The organism is Legionella tucsonensis (assembly GCF_001468035.1).
GTDB classification, from domain to species: Bacteria; Pseudomonadota; Gammaproteobacteria; order Legionellales; family Legionellaceae; genus Legionella; species Legionella tucsonensis.
In genome coordinates, this window is the sequence record NZ_LNZA01000001.1 from 1,492,639 (window position 1) to 1,516,655 (window position 24,017).

Genomic DNA, 24,017 nt, shown 5'->3' on the forward strand with positions numbered 1-24,017 from the left:
ACAGAAGAATGAATTAACTCCTGTTTGCAAGCAAAACGGGCTTGTATCTTATACAAACTATCTTTTGTTGCAGGAGCAACTAAAATCAATTCGGCAAACGCTGGGCTTAACAGCCGGCAGTCTACGATTTCCGTTTCATAGAAGCTCAGATTTAACTTTGACTATGCAATTCCCTTATAAAATTCGTTGCAAGTCTCAAGCCTTCAGCTAATTTATTATGAATTTCTGGATGCATATTTTGATCTTGAGCTTCCATTTCATTACGCAGGTCAAGAGCAATTTCTTCAAGTAAATGAATTTTTTCTTCTTTACTTATATCTCGATGATAAATTTCTAATACCTCTGCGTCCCTATTCATATTTACACCTTTATGTTTCATTGTTTGTATCAATTATAGTACATAGAGCTTAATAGCCTGCTTTATCTAAACATCCTCATCAAATCTTCATAATTTTGACGCAAAAAAATTTTAATAACACCTATAATTAGGTGAGTTTATATCAGTAGTAATTAACAGAATCATTGGTTGAACTTAAGTTTCAAGCTTCAACTTAGGGGAATATTATAAAGAGCGATTCATCACGATCATGCTGACAGCGTTCAGTTTGAGTGCAGCGTTTGCGAGATCGGAGATTTCTATTCTTATTGACTGCCGCCGACGGTACGCCTTGCCAAGCAAGCGTGGATTCAGCTTTTTAGTTCTTCTTATAAATAAGCAGCAAAAATCACCCTGTCAGGGATATATAAGAACTATAATTAATCAAATAGATCTTTTTCAGGAGACTCCCATGTTAAGCCCATCAATTAGAAAATACATGCATAATCATGATATTGCATATAAGACTATAAGCCACTCTAGAGCATATACAGCGTCACAATGTGCACAAGCCGCACATATTGAAGGAAACTGTTTTGCTAAATCTATAGTTGTCAAATTGGATGGAAAATTTGCACTAGTAGCAATTCCAGCCCATATTCGTCTGGATTTAGACCAATTAAAAAGAGAAACGCAGGCAAAGCATGTAGAAATTGCTAAAGAGTTTGAATTTCAAGACAGGTTTACAGACTGTGAAGTGGGAGCGATACCATTGTTTGGTGAACTTTATGGTATGGATGTCTATCTTGCAGATAGTCTTGCGCATAAAGAATGGTTCGTTTTTAATGCCGGTAATCATAATCAACTTCTAAAAATCAGAAGTGAAGATTTTTTAAACTTAGTGCATCCGAAAGCTTTATCACAATGTTAAAAACAATTATTTAAGCGATACACGCAAGTAGACTGTGAGTTAAGTATTAAAAAGAGGTGTTCACAATTTTCATGTGGATCAATTGGTGCTTTTCTATGATTTAATCTACCAGTTTTTTTCTCTATCCATTTTAATCGCCTAATAATAATTCAATGTAAAATGAAACCTTGTTTGCTGGGCTTTTCCCCACATACGATTGCTATCGACTCATGACGAACTTGTCTAAGAAGTAAAGTTGGATCCAAGAATACCCTGTCAAAAGACGTTAAGCCAAATAAGGACTATAATTAATACTATGGTAACGTATAAAAATACGAACGCTCTAATTACTTTTGATTTTTGAAGTATATTTATTTATTCGGAGTGTCGGCATGAGTATTGTGACGCTGCATTTTTTTAGCACAAAACCACAAAGCATTGGTGGATTAGCATCAACAATAGAACGTAATATGCCTTATTATAGAATTCATGATACTTTTCCTGAAGATGGCTTACCAACACGAGGTAATTTTGACAGAGTAACTATTGAGACATTAACTAAATACTTATCGGAAAAAAAACCCCTAATAACATATGGAGGAGCTGTTGTTCTTGATTATTTATTCTCAGGCTTTTTAAAGAATAAAGAAATTGAAAATGGGAAGAATGGATTAGTCGTAGGAGTTGCAGAAAAACTAATTATGCTATCTTCTTTACTCGATTATACAGATTTAATTCCAGAAGAATGTATCCATGAAGCAATTATCGAATGTTTACCTGCAGAGCGCATTATTGCTTATATAACGGATTTAAAAGACTTGCGTCATGGAGAAATTGTAAGAAATCACTTCGCTGATGTAAATTCCTCATTGCCCCAAACAGTTACACTACCTGAATTAGAAGATTCTGACTTTGTACACTCTGTATGGGAATCAGTAATCTCTTCCAAAGATACATTAAGAAATGAATTTTAATGTTCCTTTAATGTAAAAATTCTGCTCATATGGGTTTTGCCTATATCAAGGTTCAATACAGGCTAACCCTACTTGATTGCAAGTAATTAATTAAAAGATTCCGCAGAATATCTTCTTTGAGGTAAATCCTGGTGATCTGAGTCTTCTACATGGTGATGAAGTCTACTTGCCATATCTTCATCAAAGAAATATGGGGAATACGTTAACTCAGCTCTTGAGAGTTTTTTAACAAAACAGAAAAATGTTGCTTTTGCTACATCCGTTGGAGAACGAATTTCCTCTTTCATCAATGTAAATCCAAGTTGCTTGGTGATTACATCAAGAATATTTTTAGAAAAATAATAAGATTGATATTCGGATTTAAATTTTAAAATAGCCTTCATAGCATCTTCCGGAGTAAGAATTTGCTTTTTATCAATACTATACCTTAGGTTTAATAGAATATGAGATAAATCTAAGATATCCTCATCAAAACAATTCGCATGTTCTGATAAAAAGAGTATTCCCCCTGGTTCTATAATTTGACTTGCCTGCTTTAAACTGTTGAGCTGTGCTTGAAACGAAGGGAAATGATGTAATGAATGATTATACATAACAACCGCAAATTTTTTCCCTTTAACTGCACCGACTAGATCGCTACCATCATATTCATAATAGTTATGAAGTTGTACCATATAATGATTTTTTCTTTTTTTATCGCTACTATTTTCACCACCCCAGTCAATCTCAGTTTGAATATCAACCGCATTTCCTTCCATCTTTAAATGTGTGCTTACCAAATAAGTCATTGCACAATCGCCAGCACCTATATCAAGAAGAGCTTTTCCTTTCAATTTTTCCTTCTGTTGAGGGGAAAGATGAGTAGTGATAATACGAGCAATGTTTGCAGATTTATAATGCTGATACTCTGTATCAGTCATTGGAAACTCCTTTTTATTTTGCATGCCAGCTGAGACATACCATTGATGAATTATTGCAGCGGTTTCAGGATCCGGAGTTTCTAAAGGTAAGTCTTGCAAGGTTTTAATAAAATCGAATACCGCTTGTTTTTCTATATCTGCAAATGCATATAAAAAAGCTTTTTCTGCTTCTTTTTGGCGAGACGGGGATTTTAATAGTTTAACTATTTGATTAGGCCGAATGATTTGTTGTGTGGCTGGAACTGAAACTTTTTTTGCAACTTCATATTTTTCCATAAAATTAGAATTTTCCTGACTAAGCCCATGACCATTGCTGTTCGTAATTATTGGCATATCACCTCTATAATTAATTTAATTAGATGTTCATTATATGTTATTTATTATTTCTTTCAACTCACATTGATTATTTATTATTCACCAGTTTAAAGTGGTCTTATTGACGATGTATGTACAGAGTTGCTAAAAAATACTTTTGTGGCAGAGTAAATGCATCTAATGGGCCAATATAAATCAAAATGCCTACGTTACGCACTTTATGCGCGTAGACCAGCACTGCTTTTGATGTGAGACTGCATAAATCCCGCTCACAGCGCTGGCGAGCAGGCAAAGTGATGTTTTTTGCATTCATAATTTAGATGCGTTTACCTGTGTCTGGATCGTGCTTATTACTTTCTTTCGAGTTTTTTTGCTACACTGCATATAGATCCATTTCGAAATCTTTTATTATCGGCAAATAAATAATCTCTTCAATAAATAGCCGAAGTAGAATAAGGAAATTCAACATGAACTATTTAGAGCTTATTCTAAAAACTCTAAATAAATTTGCGCAAAACTTTATTGCGCTTACTCCCAATATCATTATTGCCATTTTTTTTTCCATTATTACTTATTTTCTCGCAAAGCTAATTAGTCGACTAGTGAGTTCGCTTTTACCGAGAATAGCAATTCGTGCCAATTTAGTAATAATTTTTCATAAGCTAACCATTATCATAGTCTGGTTTTTAGGAATATTAATTATTTCAGCCATACTGATTCCCTCAATAACAACTGCAAATATTCTGGCAACTTTAGGATTAACCTCTGTCGCGATCGGCTTTGCATTCAAAAATGTTTTTGAAAATTTTTTTATTGGCATTTTGATCCTGCTCAGAGAACCTTTTAGCATTGGCGATTTTATTGAGATCGAGTCACAACAAGGAGATACTCAAGGCTATGTTCATCATATTTCTGTTCAAAATACTCATTTACGTAAAACGGACGGTTCACGGGTATTCATTCCGAACTCTAAAATGTATACCAGTATAGTACGGGTATTTACTGATACTTCGCTCAGACGTGAAAAAATTGTTTGCAGTATTAATTTTGATACCGATGTAGAAAAAGCTCGTTCAGTCATTAAAAAGGCTATGGAACAATGTAAAACAGTTTCTAAAGATAAGTACATTCAAGTCTATGTGGTTTCTTTTTCTTCTAATGGCATTGACTTTGCGATATATTGGTGGACAAACCCCGAGCCCAGCCAGCAACGCCGCTCACTTGATGAAGTACTCACGATGATTAAAAAAGCACTTGATGAGGAAAAAATCCCGATGACCTATTCCACTCAAGTGAGCTTTATTAAGCCATTGATGATTCATAATAAAGAAAAATAAGCTTTGTACTTAAAAAACGACTACGAGGATTAAATAACCTACTTTAGTGGATGCTTTTCAGGATGATACTCAAAATAATAACTTGCAATTTTTTCACTTAAGTTCATCTTGAAAACTCACTCTTTTAGAAATTCATAAAAAAGTTTATTGATGCAATATTGGCTAAAAAGTCAGGGACCCCAAAACGTCTAATGTATTGATTCATATAACCAATTTCAGTAGTAATTGTTGGATTTATTTTATAGCCCAAACCTACAAAAAATCGGTTTTGATCAAAACCACGGCTGTTTGTCCCCACAAAATTATTCTTATGAAGAAACAGTTCATCGCTCGTGACAAAACTAAATCGAGTATATTGTTTGAGTGGTACCGAAATTTTAATAAGCTCTCTAAATCGATAAGCTGTTTTAGGACTATTCTCTAGAAATCGCTGTTCTGTGCGTGTTCGGCAGGTAAATGTCAGATATCGATTGGTTTTAACCCATAGAAGTTGTTGCCAAATTCGATTTTCCTCAAATGGATTTGAAGTATTGGGTTTACCTGTATATATCCAAGCATATCCAAGCCAAATACTAAGATTACCTGTTAACGCAAAGCCTAATCCCGGACGTAATAATATCTGTGAGAAACGACTGCTATCCTCACCTATACGTTCTTGCGTTTCTAACCAATATCGTATGCGACTTACTATTTTATCTTTACTGTGAGTCTTCCCAATGGTTGTAACATTAAGCCAAGTTTGAAAATCACGTTCAAGTGCACATTCTGCATTTTTAGACCAACTAAAAACAAATAGTCCCGCTAAAAACAAGAATAATATATCTATCCTTTGCATTATTATTTTTTTAAGTTAAAAAGAGACTCATTTTAGTAGGTGTTACTTAGGTTGAAAAGTATTTTTCCTTCATTTTAAAACGATACGTTTGTAATTAAGGCCCTCGGGATAATGTTCCTCTTAATATCCCAAGAGCTCAAAGCAGAATTAAGTTGGATACTTAAGCCAGATTGGCATCACTTTATTGAGGTAAACCATAAACTTCCATAAGCCTACCTGAGACTCCACATTACCATAGACATCAGCCTTGGTTTCTGGGTAGGCAATGCCTAAACCAAAAAGCCCAGGACCAATAATACCAACATAGGGATTATGACGCACATGCTCGTAATCACCAATAACAATATTTTTACGTTGCTCAAAACCTACCGCATAAATTATTTGGTCACATTCAGGCAAAAACCGCGCGATATTCAGCTCACTAACATTGTAACGAACAAGATTAGAGGGTAAAACTCCATCGATGTGTTCTCTGGCCCAAGCTGCACTCTGCCCCTTTAGCCCAGTATTATCAAAAAGAATCCAATCATCCATCTCAATAGCGTAACAACAAGGTGAACGATAAAAATTAATGATCTTTTTTACATCCAATTCTACTAGATGCTTTAAAATAATGATTGCAGAATGAGAAGCACCAAATACTCCATAAGTTTCATCACGTTGAATAACAGCAGACAATTTTTCCTTATCAATTGCCGTATCAAAAGGAATTACATCAACACCAGGGTAATTTAATGTTAACGGCAATGCACCTGTAGCTAATATTACATTTTTAGCGTGGTAGGTTTGTGAACCAGAACTTAAAGACCATACGCGCTTAGATAAAAACATATTGTGAATGGTTGTTTTTACTGCGTGGACTTTTTGTAAAAAACTTTCTGTAATCCACTGCAAGGGTTCTGCCATGTAACTCAAAGAACATGTTTCATCTAGGGGCAAATGATTTAATTGAAAATCAATTGGAGCCTCTTGATAATGAAAAGAACGAACTGCTGATAAAAAATCTTTAAAGTATTTGACCTTAGTATTACTTGAAACATTACGCCAATAAAGACCAAAATCTCCAACCTTAAAATGAGGATCAAACCATAAAATATCCTCTGACAAAATACCATTATCCATTAGTTTGCCCACTGCTGCGATCCCAGAAGGACCGGCCCCTACTACTGCCCATTGATATATTTTTTTATGCATAAACTTATTCTTGATCACAAGTATTTACCAGAACACAAGTACCTGAGCTACAATCATCTATTGTTTGGCATGAAGGATCATAATACCCTTCATTAGGTACCCCAAGAACTACATTACTATTATCATTTAAATTATCATCATACCAAATACCATCATTCCAGGCATTCACATTTACACTCCCTCCATACCATTCGTTATTGTAATAATTACCATGGTAGTTGTTATAATGCCCATTATTGTATCCATTATTATGATACTCAGTATTTTGAAGCGCACCATGATAACCGCCCCCATGCCCCTCAAAAGCAAAAGCAGAAGTACTTAGCAGGAAACATAAGGTAGATATTAAAACACGTTTGCGGAGTTTCATTTTCTTTCCTGGAGTTAAGGGGCCAGTTTTAATAAAGTATAGTACTCGAAATGAAAGTAAGTGCACCAAAATTCTATGATAAATAAACAGAAATTCTGAGTACCTATGTTACACTCGAGTGATTATTTGATCTAAGATGGAGGTTTTATGATTTATCTATCAATTCCTGTTGGCATGGTTTTTAGAAAAGTGGATATAGGAGCAAGGATAAAAGATTGTTTTGTGGATCCGCAAAGGGAAACTGTCATAGAACTACAAGATTTAGTTAAGGATGCTTTACGTAACAATACAGGGCGTAAAAAACATATTGATTTAAAAGAATTTACTATCTATCTGAATACACCACCTAAAACGGATGATTTTTTTTTAGCTTATATCCCAAATCATAATGGAAAATATCCGACTGCAGTAGAACCCGAAATTGTGAGTGGAAAAAGTGCGCAGAAATATGATCCTAAACACCACACAAAATACGGTTCTTTTTGGTATAAGCACATGTATTTAACTGCTAAACAAGAATCAGAAATTGAAGATACAATGTTAGAACAAAGAGAAAATCGCAGACACATTGGTAGCAATCCGAATGCGACCTGATTCTTATTTATAAATAATTAATAAATACACTTGATGCAAAGTTGTTTTGCATCAAGTGTACTCATCAATAAAATCAAAGCCAGACTAAAACTGGGATTCGGTGACATGCATAATCAATTATGCTAATATGCTTTTCGTTCCAAAATGACATACAGCTCTTATTTAACCTACACTATATATATTGGAACAAAATATATTGGACAATCAAACACTTTTGGATTCATATGGCAGTTACTATAAAAACCCCTGACGAAATCGAGAAAATGCGTGTTGCTGGCAAACTTGCTGCTGAAGTTCTTGAGATGATCGGTCCTCATGTACACGAAGGTATCACCACAGACGAATTGAATACTATTTGTCATAACTACATTGTGAATACACAAAAAGCGATACCCGCCCCTTTAAATTATAATGGCTTCCCAAAGTCCATTTGTACCTCAGTAAATCATGTAGTCTGTCATGGGATCCCGGGAAAAAAGGTTTTAAAAGATGGGGACATAATTAATATTGATGTCACTGTAATAAAAAACGACTATCATGGTGATACCAGTAAAATGTTCATTATTGGGGCTCCCTCAGTTAAAGCAAAACATGTAGTTCAGGTGGCTCAGGAGTGTTTGTTTATTGGAATTGACATGGTAAAACCCGGAGTCCAGTTAGGTGATATAGGTTATGCTATACAACAGCATGCAGAAAAAAATCGTTGCTCGGTTGTCCGTGATTATTGTGGTCATGGTATAGGTCGTATCTTCCATGAAGATCCTCAAGTATTGCATTATGGAATACCCGGAACAGGAATGAAATTGGAACCAGGGATGACCTTTACTATAGAACCTATGATCAACGTTGGAAAACACCAAACTCGCTTATTGCCTGATCAATGGACTGTAGTCACTAAAGATCATAGCCTTTCAGCCCAATGGGAGCATACCTTATTGGTTACCGATGATGGCGTGGAAATTTTGACTCTGCGCGATGAAGAAAGAAAGTAAACATACAAAAACTCATCTCTTTGCCCAGGAGCAGAATTCAGAAAAAAAAGGGATGACAGTGGAACTGCAACATCTAAAAAACAACCTAAAACAATTTAAAGAAAAACTTCGCGAAGAATTCGATTATAAAACCAACATTACCACCATCATTCGTAAATTAGTTACCTACATTGATGATTTGGTTATTCGTTTATTTATTAAGAATCAACTGGATCATGATGCATTTTGTCTTCTTGCTCTAGGCAGTTATGGACGTCGAGAACTGCAACTCTATTCTGATGTTGATATATTGTTGCTGCATAGTGATAAGGTCTCTAAATCGCAATTGCATCGCGCACAAAACTTTATCCAGAATTGCTGGGATGTAGGTTTGGATCTCAGTCATCAAATCACGAGTGTTTCGTCTTGTGCTGAACTTGCGAGTCAAGATGTCACAGTAATTTCCAGTCTCATGGATATGTTTTTATTATGTGGCCGCGGTGCATTAATGGAAGAATTAATTTATCAAATCCATCCCTTACACATGTGGAGCAGCCAAGATTACTTTTTAGCGAAACTCCAAGAGCAAAAGAAACGTGATGCTAAGTACGGTGAAACAGCTTATAACTTGGAGCCCAATGTCAAATATGGTCCCGGCGGCCTGCGCGATTTGCAGATTCTGCTCAGTATTGGCAAACGCCATTTTAATATTAAAAAACTGGCTGATGGCATAAACTATGGATTCATTACTGATAAAGAATATGAAAAACTTACTTATTGTCAGCATTTTCTCTGGCGTGTGCGTTTTGCTTTGCATGTATTAGCTGAAAAAGCAGAAGAACGTTTATCCTTTGATTACCAAATCAAACTGGCTCAGTTTTTTGGTTATAAAGATAAACCCCACTCATTAGCCATAGAACAATTCATGAAGGATTACTTTAAAGTAATTAAACGTAATAGAGAGCTCAATGAAATGTTATTGCAATGGTTTGATGAAACCATTGCTCACTCCCCAAAGCAAAAGCTATTTCATCTGGATAATGAATTTCAGTTATCCAACAATTACATTGAAGTAAAAAATACTCGTGTGTTCATTCACCATCCCCAGGCATTATTAAAACTGTTTCTTTGGATAGCAAAACGGCCTGATATTGAAGGCGTTCGAGCAAATACTATCCGATTAATTAGGGAATCGCTCTATCTAATGAATAAACGTTTTAAAGCATCTTTAGAAACAACGGAATTGTTTATGAATATTCTTAAAACAGCGGATGGGCCTTATAAAGCCTTACATCGAATGAGCCGATACGGTGTTCTAGCGCATTATCTTGAATGTTTCGCTTCGGTAACCGGACAAATGCAGTATGATTTATTTCATGTTTATACAGTAGATCAACATACTTTATTCGTAATTCGTAATTTGTCCCGCTTCAAAGAAAAAAATTATGCAGAGCAATTTCCACTTTGCGCGCAAATAATGCAAAATTTAAACAAGCCTGAATTGCTTTATTTAAGCGCATTATTTCATGATATTGCTAAAGGACGAGGCGGTGATCATTCAGAATTAGGTGCGATTGAAGCATCTTATTTTGCACAAAATCACAATCTTGAAAAAGAAGAGAGTGATTTACTTATTTGGCTTGTACGCAATCATCTCATCATGTCACAAACAGCACAAAGGCAGGATATTTATGATCCCAATACTATAAAAAACTTTTGCCAGCTTTTACCCCACCCCTACTACCTCGATTATCTGTATTTGTTAACTGTTGCTGACATTTGCGGTACCAATCCTACTTTATGGAACTCCTGGAAAGACTCTCTACTGAAAGAGCTATATCGTGCTGCAAAACATATGTTACATAAAGAACAAGAATTAATAGATGAAACAGCACTCATTAAAGCACGCAAACACTATGCATTATCTCTATTGGTTACGGAAGGTGTAGCAGCAAAAGCGGTAGAGGATTTATGGAAGCAATTCAAAGAAAGATATTTTTTGCATGAGTCCCCTGAAATCATAGCACGTCATACCAAAGCGATACTTGCCTGCACTAAATTTCCTCTGGTTATAATTATGCCTCACCACAGCCAAGGCGGTACTGAAGTTTTTATTTACATGCCTCACAGAGATGATCGATTTGCTATTGCAACAACTGTTTTAAGTAATCACAATGTCACCATTCAGGAAGCAATGATTCTTACCTGTGATAATCAATATGATTTAGATACCTATATTATATTAGATGAGCGAAATCAGGCATTTTTTGATAAACAACGTTCTCATGATATTCAACAGGCTCTATGTACTCACTTGGCAAAAACTGAACAACTTCCCGTTGTAGCACGAAAAAGGCTTTCGCGTGCTTTAGCACATTTTAATGTCAAAACTCAAATCCATTACAATGACGACCTAACTTATCATCATACCCGTTTATTTCTAGTCACTGCAGATAGACCCGGGTTGTTGGCAACAATAGGCAGAGTCTTTTCAACATTAAATATTCACTTACATAACGCAAAAATTGTGACTGCTGGGGAACGCGCGGAGGATACATTTTACATTACAAATCAACAAAATCAGTCATTAGCTAGTGAAGAAAAGAAAGTTTTAAAACAAAAGCTAATCCACGAATTGCAAATCACTTCAAAATGAACAGTAATTATCGACACATTTGGAAAAAATCAGTAAGTAAAAGAGAACATTCCGCTTGCATTATTCCCTCATCAATTTGAACTTTATGATTTAAGGGATAACCTTGTAATAAATTATAGACAGAGCCTGCAGCACCTGCTTTAAAATCTCTAGTAGCAAAAACCAGTCTTTTAATTCGTGCATGCACAATAAGTCCAGCACACATAGCGCATGGCTCAAGAGTCACATAGAGTGTTGTATCTAATAGGCGATGATTTTTTAGTTGTTGCGATGCCTGTCTAATTGCACGAACCTCTGCATGACCCGATGGATCGTGACTTTTTTGGATAAAATTGCGTCCTAAACCTAATAACTGATTGTCTTTGCTTACCAATACGGCGCCTACAGGAACCTCCCCTTCCTCTTGGGCAAGAATGGCCTCTTCGTATGCCTTTTGCATCCAATAATAATCATTCATTATTAGCTATAAATCTTAAAACCTTTTGAATGAAGGTAATGTAAAACCTGAAATCACAGACTTCCTGGGTATGGCTTCGCCTTCACCCAGCACAATTCAATTACTCCCATTCAATCGTAGCAGGAGGTTTACCTGAAATATCGTAAGTGACGCGAGATACGCCCTGTACTTCATTAATAATTCGATTGGATACATGGCCTAGGAAATCCCAAGGCAATTGTGACCAATGCGCTGTCATAAAATCAATCGTCTCAACAGCACGAAGACAAATCACATAATCGTATTTACGCCCATCACCCATCACACCAACACTTTTAACGGGTAAAAATACGGCAAAAGCTTGGCTGACCTTATGATAAAGATCGGCTTTTCTTAATTCATCAATAAAAATAACATCAGCTTGACGTAAAATATCAGCATATTCCTTTTTAACTTCCGCTAAAATTCGCACACCCAAGCCTGGCCCAGGAAACGGATGACGATAGACCATATCGTGAGGCAAACCTAACTCAAGTCCTATTTTACGAACTTCGTCCTTAAATAATTCACGAATAGGCTCTAATAAACCCAGGTTCAATGTTTCTGGCAAACCACCCACATTATGATGGGACTTAATGACGACTGAAGCACCATTCGTACTCGTTGCTGCTGACTCAATAACATCCGGATAAATTGTTCCTTGAGCCAACCAAGAAACTCCAGGAATTTTTAATGCTTCCTCATCAAATACTTCAATAAAAGTACGCCCAATAATTTTTCTCTTTTCTTCAGGACAGGTAACCCCTTTAAGTGCATGCAAAAACTTCTCTTCTGCTTGAACTGAAATAACTTCAATACCCATGTGCTTGCCAAACATTTCCATAACTTCACTTGCTTCATTAAAACGCAACAAGCCAGTATCTACAAAAACACAAACCAACTGTTTGCCAATCGCTTTATGTAATAAAGCAGCAACAACAGAAGAGTCCACACCGCCAGACAAGCCGAGTAAAACCTTCTCAGTTCCTATACGAGCTCTGATTTTATTAATTGCTTCATCAATAATGAGTTCAGACGTCCAATTAGTCGACGCTTTACAGATATCGACAACGAAACGGTATAAAATGCGCATCCCTTGTAGAGTATGCGTTACCTCCGGATGAAATTGTACTCCATACATGTGACGACTTTCATCAGCCATCCCAGCAATCGGGGCATTACGTGTCTCACAAATGACCTTAAAACCGAGAGGTAATTTCGTTACTTTATCTCCATGGCTCATCCAAACATCCAATAAAGCATTTCCATCAGAATTGAGTCGATCCTCAATTTGTGAAAATAGTTTGCTGTGACCATGTAATTTCAATTCAGCATAACCAAACTCTCTAACAGAGGATGACTGTACTTCACCACCTAATTGCACTGCCATGGTTTGCATTCCATAACAAATACCCAAAATAGGAAGGCCACTACTAAACAGCCATTGAGGTGCTCGTGGATTCTCATCGTGGGTTACGGTCGCTGGACCGCCAGATAAAATAATGCCACAAGGATTTAAAGCAGCAAATTGTTCTTGTGTCATATTAAAGGGATGGATTTCGCAATAAACACCTAGTTCACGCACACGTCGTGCAATCAGTTGTGTGTATTGAGAGCCAAAATCAAGGATCAGCAAAGGATGTTGTTTTAAATCACTCATTATTAATTATCAACCTGATAGTTTGGTGCCTGTTTTGTAATACTTACATCATGAACATGTGACTCCCTCACTCCTGCATTAGTCACTTGTACAAATTCAGTCTTAGTATGTAATTGTTCGATATTTTCACATCCTGTGTATCCCATACATGAACGCAAACCACCTAACAACTGATGAATAATTGTTTGCGCCAATCCTTTGTAAGGAACGCGTCCTTCAATTCCTTCTGGAACTAATTTTTCAGAGCCTAATGATGCATCCTGAAAATAACGGTCACTAGACCCTTGTGATGAAGCCATAGCCCCAATTGATCCCATCCCTCGATAGCTTTTATAGGTTCTGCCTTGATATAATTCAATTTCACCTGGAGACTCTTCTGTACCTGCAAACATACCTCCAAGCATTACAGTATCTGCACCAGCAGCAAGCGCTTTACACACATCACCAGAAAAACGTATGCCGCCATCAGCAATTACTGGAATTTTCCCTTTAAGTTCTTGTGTCACATTCGCAATCGCAGTAATTTGAGGAACACCAACACCGGTTACAATCCGCGTAGTACAAATAGAACCAGGACCTATACCTACTTTTACTGCATCTGCACCCGCCGCATATAAATCTCGAGCTGCGGCAGCTGTAGCTATATTTCCTCCAATCACTTCTATATCCGGATGATATTTCTTAATCCATTTTACGCGATCGAGTACGCCTTGTGAGTGTCCGTGTGCCGTATCAACAACAAGCACATCAGCACCCGCCTCAATTAATGCTTCAATACGCTCATCAGTACCCTCGCCTACACCAACAGCCGCACCAACTCTCAACTGTTCTGCAGCATCTTTACATGCATAAGGATTTTCCTTGGCTTTTTGTATGTCCTTAACTGTGATCAATCCACGTAATTGAAACGCATCATTAACTACAAGCAACTTTTCTATACGATGCTTATGCAATAAGCTGCGTATCTCTTCACGACTTGATCCCTCCCTCACAGTGACTAATTTTGTCTTAGGAGTCATTACTTGCTCAACACTCAAAGATAAATTGGTTTCAAAACGAATATCTCGACTGGTTACAATACCGACTAAATTTTCACCATCAACTACAGGAACTCCCGAGATACTATATTTGGTCATTACGTCGAGCAATTCTTTCACTGTGATATTAGGAGTCACTGTAATCGGGTCTTTCACCATACCACTTTCAAACTTTTTCACTTTTCTGACTTCATCAGCTTGCGCCATAATTTTCATATTCTTATGAATAATACCAATACCCCCCTCTTGCGCTAAAGCTATGGCTAAGCGAGCCTCGGTCACAGTATCCATAGCTGCTGATACAAGAGGAATGTTCAAGCTAATTGCGCGAGTTAATTTTGTTTTTAAAGATACATCTTTAGGTAATATTAAAGAGTGTGCAGGAATAAGAAGAACATCATCAAAAGTTAGTGATTGCTGCACGATAGAAAGAGCCATTTTATTCTCGTTACAGGATTAAATTAACAGAATAGTTTACTATAAATTGCGAACAAATTAAACAGATAATTTACAAAAAACAAAAATAGTTCTTTATATCTTTGTAATTATAGGCCTTATTGGTCCTTTTTTATCAAAGTTCCCTCATTTTTCATTGAAATCAGAATACTTTTAATATTATTTAACCTAATAATTTAAAATTTACAGTATTTATAAGGCAATAAAAAGTGAAACAATTGTCTTTAGATTTTCCCTTAATTTTAAAAAATGTTTTTCCACAGATAGCTATTGCACCACTTGAATTATTTATCAATTAACGTGTACACTGTTGTTTAAATATTGTGTTGAATCAAAAATAATAGGAAGGGTTCAGCGTTGGCTAAAATAATTGTAATTACATCGGGTAAAGGCGGAGTAGGAAAAACTACTTCTTCTGCAGCTATTTCTTCTGGCCTCGCCCTATTGGGGCACAAAACCGTCGTCATTGACTTTGATATCGGTTTAAGAAACCTCGATATTATCATGGGCTGTGAACGTCGGGTTGTTTATGACTTTATTAATGTTGTTAATAAGGAAGCAAGCCTAAATCAGGCTTTAATTAAAGATAAGCGTATTGCAAACCTCTTTATACTTCCTGCATCACAAACCCGAGATAAAGATGCATTAACTATTGAAGGTGTTGAAAGAGTCCTTAACGATCTTGCAAAGGATTTTGATTTTATTATTTGTGATTCACCTGCTGGAATTGAAACTGGTGCATTAATGGCTATGTATTTTGCTGATCATGCCATTGTTGTGACTAATCCAGAGGTTTCCTCTGTACGCGACTCTGATCGCATACTTGGAATACTCGCAAGCAAGACTAAAAGAGCCATCGAAAATCAAGAACCAGTTCAAGAACATTTGTTATTAACACGTTACGACCCAGAGCGCGTTGAGCGTGGTGACATGCTTTCTGTTACTGACGTAAAGGAAATATTAGCCATTCCATTAATTGGCGTTATTCCAGAATCAAAATCTGTACTTAAAGCTTCAAATACAGGTATACCAGTAGTACTTGATGAAACAAGTGACGCCGGTATTGCTTATCAAGATGCAATTGCTCGATTTCTCGGTGAAGAGAGGCCTATGCGCTTCATAAATAATGATCGTAAAGGGTTGCTGCGTCGCTTATTCAGCAAAAATAAGGAGGAAGTGACGGTATGAGTATTTTCAATTACCTGCGCAGAAGGAGTGCTACAGCATCAGTTGCTAAAGAACGTTTACAGATAATAATTTCTCACGAACGCTCCCAACGTAGCACACCTGACTACCTACCCAAACTTCAGGAAGAAATTCTTACTGTTATTGCTAAATACGTACACGTCACACGTGATCAAGTCAGTGTGAATCTTGAACGCATGGGAGATAACTCGGTGCTCGAATTAAACATCACTATGCCAGATGATATTAAAGAAAACGCCTAGAGACTTTCTTAGAAAGATTATATTGAAATGACGTATTTATCCAAGGCACAATTTATTCAAAAATAATTTACTAATCAATGCGTTACTTTTGCCAAAAATATAGAAAGTTTAAGGTACAAAACTAACTGCTCCATTAATGTAGCTTAATCGGGAAACTTGATTGAACGAATCAGCAAAGGTAAATGGATATCAGTAACACGAAGCAACCCACTATACTGGCCACGAGGTAAGAAACAGATAATTAATGTCCGTCCTCATCAGGGCTAAATTACATAACAGCTGGCAGAGAGCAGTAAAAGAAAAACCCGGGGGGTTAATATCTGGTCCCGGGTTATGAAAAATACTTATAGAGTTATGTTGTACTTGGAGTCAAATCAAATCATTTCTGATTCCACATCGTCTTTATTAACAACAACCTTTTTAGTACCGGCAGCTTTTATTGATGCAGGGCGACGCAAATCCTCATCATTAAAATCATCTACCTTAATCACATCCTGTCGTGCCAATTCCGCTTCTTTTAATTGCTTGGCTTCTTTATCAGTTAGCAAACCACAATCCAAAGCTTCATTGATTTGTTCCAGCAGAGTAAGTGATTTTAAAACATTATCTTTTACCGCACGCATTACTTTTCTTTCTATCTCATCAACAGCACAAATCTTATGGAAAGCCTCCTCCAGACGACCTAAAGGACAATTGTCTCCGGCTCTACTATAAACTAAACGAGTAAGGCGCATACGGGCTTCACCAGGTTCAATTAGAATCCTGGCTAACTTATGACCTAGCTGATCATTTGGTTTATTTCTTCGATTACCAAAAGGTTTAATAATCAAGCGTAAAACAATTCGTGCCCAGCGTACTGGAAAATTGACAATAACACCATGCATTGCCGTCTCGCATTCATACAATAGTTGTTGGCAGCTCCAATCAACCAAAGGTAAATCAGCTTTGGGTTCACCATCTTCGTGAAAACGTTTCAAGACTGCTGAAATCAAATACAATGAACTAAGCATGTCCCCAAGACGTGAAGATAATTTTTCTTTACGTTTTAAGTCACCCCCTAGAACAGTCATGGAGAAATCAGCAAGAAACGCCAAATTAGCGCTGTATTTATGTATAAGTTGATAATAACGCTTTACGCTACTTACTGGTGCTTTGGACAAGTATGCATCGGTCCAAGCAAAAATAACTGACTTCGTAAAGTTGGCAATGATAAATCCTGCATGAGAAAAAAATGCCTTATCAAATTCAACAAGATTATTGTTTCTGATACTTTCAAGCTCCCTAAATACATATGGATGACATCGAATTGCTCCCTGGCCAAAAATAATTAAACTCCGAGTGAGTATATTCGCTCCTTCAACGGTAATTGCAATAGGAGATCCTTGATATCCTCTACCCATATAATTATTAGGACCAAGACAAATACCTTTTCCCCCATGAATATCCATAGAGTCAACGGATATCTGTCTTGCGAGTTCCGTAGTGTGGTATTTTAATACAGCACCCACTACAGAAGGCTTGGCTCCATTATCAATGGCTGCCGCAGCCATTGTTACAGCAGCATCAATGACATAAGTATTCGCTGCAATCCTGGCTAAGGGTTCTTCAATTCCCTCAAACTTTCCAATTGGTTGATTGAATTGTTTACGAACACGTGCATAAGCTCCAGAAGCCAAAGCAGCAGCCTGAGCACCTCCGTTAGCACTTGAAGGTAAAGAGATGGCTCTGCCAGCGCTTAAACACTCCATTAACATGCGCCAGCCACAACCTGCCATAGCTACACCACCGATCAGGTAGTCCATGGGAATAAAAACATTCTTCCCTTGAGTTGGGCCATTTAAAAATCCGGTATTTAATGGGAAATGACGACGACCTTTGGTAATCCCTGGGGTGTTTGCCGGTATTAATGCACAACTAATGCCTACATCCTCACCTTTACCTAATAAATTATCCGGGTCAAATAATCTGAAAGCCAATCCAATTACTGTGGCTACTGGGCATAAAGTAATGTAGCGCTTATCCCAATTTAAGCGGATACCTAATATCTTTTCACCATTAATTTCTTGATGACATACTATACCTTTGTCAGGAATTGATGCGGCATCAGAGCCTGCATTGGGCCCAGTTAACGCAAAGCAAGGAATTTCCCGTCCATCAGCCAAGCGTGGCAAATAATAATTTTTCTGTTCTTCTGTTCCATATTTAAGCAACAACTCGCCTGGTCCCAGAGAATTAGGTACAGATATAGTTGTAGCAGCAGTGATTGAACGACCATAGATTTTTACTAAAATTGACATTTGTGCGGTAGCAGAAAACTCAAGGCCGCCATAACGTTTCGGTATAATCATACCTAAAAATCGATTTTCCTTAATAAACTGCCAGATTTCTGGAGGTAAATCGGTTAGGTTATGAGTTATATCCCAATCGTCGACCATCCCGCACAGCGTATTTACAGGACCATCAAGAAAAGCTTGCTCCTCATCAGTCAAACGAACCGTGGGGGCATTTCTCAGTACAGAAAAGTCTGGGGCACCACTGAATAAATCACCTTCCCAACTTACAGTGCCCGCTTCCAGTGCTTCTCTCTCAGTTGAGGACATGGCAGGCATGGCTTTGCTTACTGTTTTAAAAAAATACTTGGATAATAATATTCGTCTTAAAGGTTTTATAGAGCCAGCAATTAAAATAAGCTCCACTAAAACAAGCACTATTTGAGTCGCCAATCCTGGAGAACCATACATGAAAACAAGAGCACTAAATAGAGCAAAGCTAATAGCCCACACTGAAACTGCTGCCTGCCTGGTAAGCAATATCCCTGCAGCACCAATGATTATGAGCACTAAAATAGCGTGTAGCACATTATTCTCCTTAATTAATTGAGGTCTTTCGACCACTCGTACTATTTAAGTATAAACCAGACACAATTTTTATAATCTGCTTTGCCACAACTTCCGGGTGTTCCATAGGAAATAAATGGGTCCCTTTGGTTTTATGACTTGTTACATTAAAATATTTTTTCATGTAGCGCACATCCATTTTACCAACCACAGTACTTTTGTCACCATAAATTAATGCTGCAGGAATTAATAACTTACCTTCATAGTTTGGAATGACGTGTGGGATAGTTCGATAAATTTGATACTCAATGTGTCTATCAAATCGCAGATGATAACCGTCATCTTTATACTCTAAACCGTAGGTAATATAATCATTTAAGCAGGCATCAGTAAAGGTCTTAAATAACTCTCGCGTCTTTAAATAACTCATTAATTGCTCATGATCTTTCCAATATATGCGCCGACTTCGGGTTCTAAACGCCGGCGTCACCCGATCAATAATACCCAGAGCTTTTGCCAAACGAACCATGCTTGATTTAAAAGTACCAATTAAGGGTGAATCCAACATAATTACCGCTTTAAATAATTCAGGTTGTTCAGCTGCTGCTAATAAGCTTAGAATGCCACCTAATGAATGCCCAACTGCTACAACAGGACGATCGGCCTGTTTTTTAATACTGGCGATGACTTCTAAAACCAGATTATGCCAGTTTTCACCAACCGGAAACAAAGAGTCATGACCAATCTTATCAATATAACAATAATCGAACTCTTCCTCGAGTTGCTCCAGCATTTGTTTATAACATAAAGCCGGGAAGCCATTCCCATGTGCAAAATGAATCAACTCTTTCATAAGGTCACCACGTGCATATCCTCCATTTCATTAATTCCATAAGCGGTTTAATTCCACCTCCACGAAAATTGCCTTAAAAAACACAATTTCTTATAAAATGGCAACTCGTCTGCTTTCTGCGCGTAGGGAATAAAGTGCAAAGCTGTAATAAAAAATAAGCAACGCGAATAAAATGTAACCAGAACCCATAAAAATTGAATTGAGTGTGAGCATGACAAGTAGTAGTAATAACATAGGGGTTCCAGCAACCGCTAAAAGCCGGCTTGATTGGGCAAAGGTTACACTAAAAGAAAAAAATATGGTTGAAAAAACTTGTCCTAAAAAAGCTAAAACCAGGAATAGAATTATGAAAATTGAAAATAACATAGCTACAACCATAGGATAAATCATGAGTTCTGAGTAAAATCTTAGATTTTTAATTGAATCTTCTTCTGCAATTTTTTTGCCATCAAATACTAGATTAGTTCCTTTATCAAAAGTTTGAACAAATGGAGTGCCTTTACTCGGCTTTGTTTCTGCCATATTAAAAAGTTTCAAACTGGGCACCTTAAGTGAAATTTCATTTTTGTTTACCAAAATCGTGAGGTAAGGATATTTCGAAGGAAAATCATTGATTTCTCCTGTTGTGTCAACAATAATAACCACTTGTCCTTGATCATTCTTGATCAAATAAGGCATGGGCTTATTAAAAGAAACCTCCCCATTTTGTATATAAAAAACAGGGATCTTTGATAAAGGCTCAGTAATTTGTTCTTTAAACGCCTGATGGAGGCTAAAACTCATTCTTAAAGCAAAAGGAATTGATAATAAAGCTATAATTAACAAGAGATAGAGAATACCAAGCCCTCGCCAACGTTTTCCAACATCCACATAAAGGCGTCGTGAATAAAAAGACATATACAATGCTGACCAATAGCGATAAACTGGAGTGTCAATTGGTTTTAGTTGCTTGCTTTTTTCTTTCCTCACGTCATTCTCCAATACGTTTTCCAGACTTACGATGAAAAAGATGTAACTTAATTTTAGGTAGCTCAACCCAGAGTTGTCCACTCGAAATGTGTTGATCCGCGGTAATACGGAAATTAAGCGGTTGATTATTCTTGTTGCATTTCGCACGTATTAATTTGTCTGCACCCATATTATCTACAAATTCGACATGAATTGAGATGCTTTGTGGATTATTTTCGGAACAAAGCCCAACATGCTCCGCTCGAATTGCCATAATGAGCTCGTCCTTATCTTCAAGGTTCTGTGCCAATTCTGGGATAAGATAATCAACCCCCAAATCTGTTTGTACTGTATTGCTGCTTTTATCGAAGACGCCAGATACTATGTTCAAAGGATAATGTCCTGTGAATCCTGCAACGAATAAGGTAGCAGGATTTTGATACAGTTCCTGGGGAGTGCCTATCTGCTCAACAACTCCTTGATTAAGTACCATAACACGTCCCGCCATAGTCATTGCTTCAGTTTGATCATGAGTTACATACAAACTGGTAGTATTTAATTGCTGATGTAAACGGCGAATTTCATGACGCATTTCCGTACGTAATTTTGCATCCAGATTAGATAAAGGTTCATCAAATAAAAATACAGCCGGGGAACGAACCATAGCCCTTCCCATCGCAACTCTTTGTTTTTGTCCTCCGGAAAGTGCCTGAGGTTTACGCTCTAGATAAGGAGTTAAATGCAACAATTGTGCTGCTTCATCTACTCGTTGCTTAATATCTGCTTTCTTAAAACGCCTCATTTTTAATCCATAAGCCATATTTTCAAATACAGTCATATGAGGATAAAGAGCATAATTTTGAAAAACCATAGCCATATCCCTTTTTGCTGCAGGTATTTTATTAACACATTGATCATTAATCAAAATCGAGCCCGAACTTAAATCATCCAAACCAGCAATTAAGCGCAATAATGTAGTTTTTCCACATCCAGAAGGACCAACAATCGCTATAAACTCGCCTTTTTTGATGCTCACGCTTACTTTATCCAGAATCGTTGTTGATCCAACACTTTTTGAAACTTCAATGAGACTGACTGTTGCCATGCTTACTTTAACCCTTTTTCAAACCAGCGCTGCATTAACATGACCACCATACAGGGTGGAACCAAAGCAATCAATGCAACAGCCATAATGTAGTGCCATTGTGGAACTTGATCTGCCACTCCAGCTAAGTAGTGTATCCCCATAACTACCGTAGCCATTTTTGTCTCCGTAGTAATCACTAATGGCCAGAGGTACTGATTCCAACCGTACACGAACAAAATAACAAATAATGATGCAATTTGCGTTTTGGATAAAGGTAAAACGATATCAAAAAAGAAACGTACAGCACCAGCTCCATCTAGTTTTGCTGCATCAACAAGTTCAGAAGGTATGGTTTTAAAAAACTGACGAAACAAAAAAGTTCCAGTTGCAGATACAAATAGAGGCAAAGTTAACCCAGTAAATGAATTTAATAATTCAAATGAAGCAACCACCTGAAAGGTAGGTACAATCCTGACTTCTATGGGCAACATCATGGTAGTAAAGATCAATGCAAAACATAATTTTTTAAAAGGAAAATCAAAATAAACTAAAGCAAAGGCTGAGCCTAAGGCAAACATAATCTTTCCCAAAGCGATAGCCATAGCCATAAAAAAACTGTTTAACAGCATAGAAGTAATGGGTTCCCCACCTGTGACCGATAAACCTTCGATCATAACAGCCTTCAAATTCTTAAATAATAAGGTCCCTGGAACCGTAGGAATATGAGATTGCATCATAGCGCTACCTTCATTACTGGCAGCGACAAGAGCCAAATAAACAGGTAACAACATCAAAATCACAAAAAAGCATAAAAAACTATGCTGTAAAACACGAGAGAAATATGATTTCATGCGTAATGAACCTTTTTTTCGAGATATCTAAACTGCACTAAAGAAACAATAATTACAATAAACATCAACAGTACTGATTGTGCTGATGAACTTCCCAAGTCCATTCCCTCAAATCCATCTTGATATACCTTATAAATCAAGTTAGTCGTACTGTTACCAGGTCCGCCATGTGTCATCACTTGAATAATGCCAAAAGTATCAAAAAAACCATACATTAAATTTATAATTAGCAAGAAAAAAGTAGTTGGTGATAAAAGTGGAAAAATGATTTGCCAAAAACGTTGCCATCCAGATGCACCATCAATAATCGCCGCATCAATTAATGACGGAGGAACTGCTTTGAGCGCTGCGAGATAAAATAGAAAATTATAGCTGAATTGCTGCCAAGTGGCGGTGAGAATAATTACTGAAAATGCCTGGTTTACATTATTTACATAGTCAAAATTAATCCCTAATAATTGCAAAAGATGCGTCAGCCATCCTAAAGTGGGATGGCATAAAAAGCGCCATAAAATCGCCGCTACGGCAGGAGCTATAGCATAAGGCCAAATTAATAAAGATTTATAAACTCCTTGCGTCTTGCCTCTATTATTCACTAATATGGCCATAAGGAGTCCTAAACTCATTGTGAAGAAAGTCACACTAAAAGCAATGATAAAAGTTACCCCGATTGCCTTGCTATAACCCGGATCAAGAAAAAGATCCACGAAATTGGAAAATCCTGCAAACTTTTTATGTAGACCAAAAGCATCTGTGTAAAAGAAAGCTTGCAATAATGCATTACATGCAGGCCAAATAAAAAATATCAGGGTAACAATAAGTTGTGGAATTATAAAAAGCCAAGCAGAAAGATGTTGATGATTGAATTTAGCCATTGCCCAATATATAAGAGGGTCTGTATAAGCATTATATAGGTATGTTTTTTTAAGTAAAGTGTCTGAGTGCAGAGCACAGCAGAACAGGCTTAAGTGCA

At 37.0% G+C, this 24,017-nt stretch carries 22 protein-coding genes; 8 read left to right on the top strand and 14 right to left on the bottom strand.

Translation table 11 applies throughout. The annotated features are described in order from the left end of the window. Positions 1-151 precede the first annotated feature (151 nt). Complete coding sequence (locus Ltuc_RS06520; RefSeq protein WP_058521627.1) at positions 152-358, bottom strand: hypothetical protein; 207 nt, start codon at positions 356-358, stop codon at positions 152-154. Between the two features lie 430 nt (positions 359-788). On the opposite strand from Ltuc_RS06520, the gene Ltuc_RS06525 reads away from it, so the two are divergent. After that, positions 789-1,247 (top strand): aminoacyl-tRNA deacylase, encoded by a 459-nt coding sequence (locus Ltuc_RS06525; RefSeq protein WP_058520486.1) that lies wholly within the window; start codon positions 789-791, stop codon positions 1,245-1,247. A gap of 371 nt (positions 1,248-1,618) precedes the next feature. Further along, on the top strand, positions 1,619-2,200 hold the full coding sequence (locus Ltuc_RS06530) for a hypothetical protein (RefSeq protein ID WP_058520487.1): 582 nt from the start codon (positions 1,619-1,621) through the stop codon (positions 2,198-2,200). Positions 2,201-2,286: 86 nt separating this feature from the next. On the opposite strand, the gene Ltuc_RS06535 is transcribed toward Ltuc_RS06530, so the two are convergent. Then, positions 2,287-3,396, bottom strand: coding sequence for a methyltransferase domain-containing protein (locus Ltuc_RS06535; protein ID WP_133138276.1), 1,110 nt, complete (start codon positions 3,394-3,396; stop codon positions 2,287-2,289). A gap of 506 nt (positions 3,397-3,902) precedes the next feature. Here Ltuc_RS06535 and Ltuc_RS06545 point away from each other — a divergent pair. After that, positions 3,903-4,772, top strand: a complete 870-nt coding sequence (locus Ltuc_RS06545) for a mechanosensitive ion channel family protein (protein ID WP_058520490.1) — start codon at positions 3,903-3,905, stop codon at positions 4,770-4,772. Positions 4,773-4,896: 124 nt separating this feature from the next. Here Ltuc_RS06545 and Ltuc_RS06550 read toward each other — a convergent pair whose 3' ends face one another. From Ltuc_RS06550 to Ltuc_RS06560, 3 genes are all read right to left on the bottom strand, one after another. Then, positions 4,897-5,607 carry a DUF2490 domain-containing protein gene (locus Ltuc_RS06550; RefSeq protein WP_058520491.1) on the bottom strand — a complete coding sequence of 237 codons (711 nt, stop codon included), beginning with the start codon at positions 5,605-5,607 and terminating at the stop codon, positions 4,897-4,899. A 147-nt stretch (positions 5,608-5,754) separates the two neighbouring features. Continuing rightward, a complete protein-coding gene (locus Ltuc_RS06555) occupies positions 5,755-6,801 on the bottom strand; it encodes an FAD-dependent oxidoreductase (RefSeq protein WP_058520492.1) in 1,047 nt (348 codons plus the stop codon). A gap of 4 nt (positions 6,802-6,805) precedes the next feature. Continuing rightward, positions 6,806-7,171: a hypothetical protein gene (locus Ltuc_RS06560; RefSeq protein WP_058520493.1), complete on the bottom strand. Its 366-nt coding sequence runs from the start codon at positions 7,169-7,171 to the stop codon at positions 6,806-6,808. Positions 7,172-7,318: 147 nt separating this feature from the next. Between Ltuc_RS06560 and Ltuc_RS06565 the strand changes: the two genes are divergently transcribed. The 3 genes from Ltuc_RS06565 (at position 7,319) to glnD (ending at position 11,392) form a co-directional block, all read left to right on the top strand. Then, positions 7,319-7,765, top strand: coding sequence for a hypothetical protein (locus Ltuc_RS06565; protein WP_058520494.1), 447 nt, complete (start codon positions 7,319-7,321; stop codon positions 7,763-7,765). A gap of 224 nt (positions 7,766-7,989) precedes the next feature. Continuing rightward, positions 7,990-8,757: a type I methionyl aminopeptidase gene (map, locus tag Ltuc_RS06570; RefSeq protein ID WP_058520495.1), complete on the top strand. Its 768-nt coding sequence runs from the start codon at positions 7,990-7,992 to the stop codon at positions 8,755-8,757. 52 nt (positions 8,758-8,809) lie between these two features. Continuing rightward, positions 8,810-11,392 (top strand): [protein-PII] uridylyltransferase, encoded by a 2,583-nt coding sequence (glnD, locus tag Ltuc_RS06575; RefSeq protein WP_193786859.1) that lies wholly within the window; start codon positions 8,810-8,812, stop codon positions 11,390-11,392. A 7-nt stretch (positions 11,393-11,399) separates the two neighbouring features. Here glnD and tadA read toward each other — a convergent pair whose 3' ends face one another. The 3 genes from tadA to guaB all read right to left on the bottom strand — a co-directional run bounded on the left by tadA (position 11,400) and on the right by guaB (position 15,002). After that, positions 11,400-11,849 (bottom strand): tRNA adenosine(34) deaminase TadA, encoded by a 450-nt coding sequence (gene tadA / locus Ltuc_RS06580; RefSeq protein ID WP_058520497.1) that lies wholly within the window; start codon positions 11,847-11,849, stop codon positions 11,400-11,402. A 100-nt stretch (positions 11,850-11,949) separates the two neighbouring features. Then, a complete protein-coding gene (gene guaA, locus Ltuc_RS06585; protein ID WP_058520498.1) occupies positions 11,950-13,527 on the bottom strand; it encodes a glutamine-hydrolyzing GMP synthase in 1,578 nt (525 codons plus the stop codon). 2 nt (positions 13,528-13,529) lie between these two features. Continuing rightward, the gene (gene guaB / locus Ltuc_RS06590; protein ID WP_058520499.1) at positions 13,530-15,002 is read right to left on the bottom strand and encodes an IMP dehydrogenase; all 1,473 of its coding nucleotides are present in this window, start codon (positions 15,000-15,002) and stop codon (positions 13,530-13,532) included. Between the two features lie 375 nt (positions 15,003-15,377). Here guaB and minD point away from each other — a divergent pair, with 375 nt between their 5' ends. Continuing rightward, the gene (minD, locus tag Ltuc_RS06595; RefSeq protein ID WP_058520500.1) at positions 15,378-16,208 is read left to right on the top strand and encodes a septum site-determining protein MinD; all 831 of its coding nucleotides are present in this window, start codon (positions 15,378-15,380) and stop codon (positions 16,206-16,208) included. Beyond that, complete coding sequence (gene minE / locus Ltuc_RS06600; RefSeq protein ID WP_058520501.1) at positions 16,205-16,468, top strand: cell division topological specificity factor MinE; 264 nt, start codon at positions 16,205-16,207, stop codon at positions 16,466-16,468. The genes minD and minE overlap by 4 nt, the downstream gene beginning before the upstream one ends. A gap of 374 nt (positions 16,469-16,842) precedes the next feature. Here the strand turns inward: minE and Ltuc_RS06605 are convergent, their stop codons facing one another. From Ltuc_RS06605 to Ltuc_RS06630, 6 genes are all read right to left on the bottom strand, one after another. Further along, a complete protein-coding gene (locus tag Ltuc_RS06605; protein WP_058520502.1) occupies positions 16,843-19,326 on the bottom strand; it encodes an acyl-CoA dehydrogenase in 2,484 nt (827 codons plus the stop codon). A 10-nt stretch (positions 19,327-19,336) separates the two neighbouring features. After that, complete coding sequence (locus Ltuc_RS06610) at positions 19,337-20,158, bottom strand: alpha/beta fold hydrolase (protein ID WP_058520503.1); 822 nt, start codon at positions 20,156-20,158, stop codon at positions 19,337-19,339. 90 nt (positions 20,159-20,248) lie between these two features. Then, a complete protein-coding gene (locus Ltuc_RS06615) occupies positions 20,249-21,127 on the bottom strand; it encodes a DUF1189 family protein (RefSeq protein WP_058520504.1) in 879 nt (292 codons plus the stop codon). Between the two features lies 1 nt (position 21,128). Further along, positions 21,129-22,211, bottom strand: a complete 1,083-nt coding sequence (locus Ltuc_RS06620; RefSeq protein ID WP_058520505.1) for an ABC transporter ATP-binding protein — start codon at positions 22,209-22,211, stop codon at positions 21,129-21,131. A 2-nt stretch (positions 22,212-22,213) separates the two neighbouring features. After that, positions 22,214-23,044 (bottom strand): sn-glycerol-3-phosphate ABC transporter permease UgpE, encoded by an 831-nt coding sequence (gene ugpE, locus Ltuc_RS06625; RefSeq protein WP_058520506.1) that lies wholly within the window; start codon positions 23,042-23,044, stop codon positions 22,214-22,216. Next, positions 23,041-23,919, bottom strand: coding sequence for a carbohydrate ABC transporter permease (locus Ltuc_RS06630; protein WP_058521628.1), 879 nt, complete (start codon positions 23,917-23,919; stop codon positions 23,041-23,043). Before Ltuc_RS06630 ends, ugpE begins: the two co-directional genes overlap by 4 nt. Positions 23,920-24,017 lie beyond the last annotated feature (98 nt).

Coding starts and splice junctions, on each gene's coding strand:
- Ltuc_RS06520 (WP_058521627.1), bottom strand. CDS start 358: ATGAATAGGGACGCAGAGGTATTAGAAATTTATCATCGAGATATAAGT.
- Ltuc_RS06525 (WP_058520486.1), top strand. CDS start 789: ATGTTAAGCCCATCAATTAGAAAATACATGCATAATCATGATATTGCA.
- Ltuc_RS06530 (WP_058520487.1), top strand. CDS start 1,619: ATGAGTATTGTGACGCTGCATTTTTTTAGCACAAAACCACAAAGCATT.
- Ltuc_RS06535 (WP_133138276.1), bottom strand. CDS start 3,396: ATGGAAAAATATGAAGTTGCAAAAAAAGTTTCAGTTCCAGCCACACAA.
- Ltuc_RS06545 (WP_058520490.1), top strand. CDS start 3,903: ATGAACTATTTAGAGCTTATTCTAAAAACTCTAAATAAATTTGCGCAA.
- Ltuc_RS06550 (WP_058520491.1), bottom strand. CDS start 5,607: ATGCAAAGGATAGATATATTATTCTTGTTTTTAGCGGGACTATTTGTT.
- Ltuc_RS06555 (WP_058520492.1), bottom strand. CDS start 6,801: ATGCATAAAAAAATATATCAATGGGCAGTAGTAGGGGCCGGTCCTTCT.
- Ltuc_RS06560 (WP_058520493.1), bottom strand. CDS start 7,171: ATGAAACTCCGCAAACGTGTTTTAATATCTACCTTATGTTTCCTGCTA.
- Ltuc_RS06565 (WP_058520494.1), top strand. CDS start 7,319: ATGATTTATCTATCAATTCCTGTTGGCATGGTTTTTAGAAAAGTGGAT.
- map (WP_058520495.1), top strand. CDS start 7,990: ATGGCAGTTACTATAAAAACCCCTGACGAAATCGAGAAAATGCGTGTT.
- glnD (WP_193786859.1), top strand. CDS start 8,810: ATGACAGTGGAACTGCAACATCTAAAAAACAACCTAAAACAATTTAAA.
- tadA (WP_058520497.1), bottom strand. CDS start 11,849: ATGAATGATTATTATTGGATGCAAAAGGCATACGAAGAGGCCATTCTT.
- guaA (WP_058520498.1), bottom strand. CDS start 13,527: ATGAGTGATTTAAAACAACATCCTTTGCTGATCCTTGATTTTGGCTCT.
- guaB (WP_058520499.1), bottom strand. CDS start 15,002: ATGGCTCTTTCTATCGTGCAGCAATCACTAACTTTTGATGATGTTCTT.
- minE (WP_058520501.1), top strand. CDS start 16,205: ATGAGTATTTTCAATTACCTGCGCAGAAGGAGTGCTACAGCATCAGTT.
- Ltuc_RS06610 (WP_058520503.1), bottom strand. CDS start 20,158: ATGAAAGAGTTGATTCATTTTGCACATGGGAATGGCTTCCCGGCTTTA.
- Ltuc_RS06620 (WP_058520505.1), bottom strand. CDS start 22,211: ATGGCAACAGTCAGTCTCATTGAAGTTTCAAAAAGTGTTGGATCAACA.
- ugpE (WP_058520506.1), bottom strand. CDS start 23,044: ATGAAATCATATTTCTCTCGTGTTTTACAGCATAGTTTTTTATGCTTT.
- Ltuc_RS06630 (WP_058521628.1), bottom strand. CDS start 23,919: ATGGCTAAATTCAATCATCAACATCTTTCTGCTTGGCTTTTTATAATT.